This is a genomic window from Kitasatospora sp. NPDC007106, from assembly GCF_040634455.1.
Classification (GTDB): domain Bacteria; phylum Actinomycetota; class Actinomycetes; order Streptomycetales; family Streptomycetaceae; genus Kitasatospora; species Kitasatospora arboriphila.
The window spans coordinates 1-1,234 of record NZ_JBEYFP010001329.1 but is presented as its reverse complement, the minus strand read 5'-3'; the positions used below and the strand labels follow the sequence as shown (position 1 = coordinate 1,234).

Sequence of the window (1,234 nt, the reverse complement as noted above, 5' to 3'; positions counted from 1 at the left end):
GTCCGGACCAGGGCGGCCAGGACGGTGCGCACGGCCAGCCGGGCGGTGCGCTCGGGCCGGTGCAGGACGTCGACGTGGCGGCTGGCGTGCACCCCGGTCAGCGGGCGGAGCACGACGCCGGGGTGCCGCCGGGCCGTCCAGCGCGGCATCAGCGCCAGCCCGCCGCCCGCCGAGACGACCTCCGCCGCGACCGTGAACTCGTTGATCCGGTGGACGATCTCGGGCTGCCTGCCGGCCACCGCCGCGATCGCCTCCACGGTGGCCAGCAGCGGGAAGCCGTCGTGGACGGTGATCCACGGCAGGCCCGCCACGTCGTGCGGCGTCAGCCGGTCCCGGGCCGCCAGTGGATGCCCGGCCGGCAGCGCCACGTCGAGCGGCTCGTTCAGCAGCGGGGTCACCGCCACCGTGCCCGGCCAGTGCGCGGTGTGGTCCAGCCGGTGGGCCAGGACGAGGTCGTGGTCCCGGGTCAGCCGCGGGAACCGCTCCTGCGCGACGTCCTCGTCGGCGAGGGCGAGCCGCGGGAAGTCCGCCTCGGCGGCCGACTGCCGCAGCAGCAACGGGAAGAACGCCGCACCCGCACTGTGGAACGCCGCGACCGACACCAGACCCTGCGGCTGCTCCACGAACCGGTCGACGGCGTGCCGGGCCCGGGCCAGCGCCGCGGACACGTCGATCGCCGCGTCCGCCAGCGCCCGCCCGGCATCGGTGAGCACCAGCCGCCGCCCGGCGCGCTCGGTCAGCGGCACCGGCACCGATCGCTGCAACAGCCGCAGCTGCTGCGACACGGCCGACGGCGTCACCGTCATCGCCTCCGCGACCGCAGTGACGCTGCCGAGCTCGCCGAGCTCCCGCAGGACCCGCAGTTGGCGTTCGTCCATCCGCACAGTCTAGGCCCGACCGTGTAGGCCTTGCTAAAAGATCGTTTCAGTAAGTGGTCCTTGGCTTCACGGTCGCACTCCGGCAGCGTGGTGGCCGTGCCCACCGTGCCTGACACCCGCCGTACCGACCTGGTCCTGCTGCTCGTCGCGATCGTCTGGGGTTCCAGCTATCTCGCCGCCAAGGCCGCGACCGGGGCCGTCCCCGTCCTGACCGTCCTCTTCGTGCGCTACGCGCTCGCCGCGCTCGCGGCCGCCGCCGTGATCGCCGCGGGCGCCGCCCGCAGCTCCCGCCGCAGCACCGGCCGTAGCGCCCTGCTGCGCACCCACCGCCGCGGCCCGGCCCGGCCCAGGCCCGC

The 1,234-nt window shown here is 75.6% G+C and carries 1 protein-coding gene and 1 pseudogene; one reads left to right on the top strand and one right to left on the bottom strand.

The window, feature by feature from the left end; genetic code table 11:
- Positions 1-878: LysR family transcriptional regulator (locus tag ABZ641_RS38225; protein ID WP_359989258.1), on the bottom strand; the 878-nt coding region annotated here is incomplete at its 3' end.
- A 105-nt stretch (positions 879-983) separates the two neighbouring features.
- Between ABZ641_RS38225 and ABZ641_RS38220 the strand changes: the two are divergent.
- Positions 984-1,234 (top strand): annotated as a pseudogene (locus ABZ641_RS38220) (hypothetical protein); the annotation flags it as partial.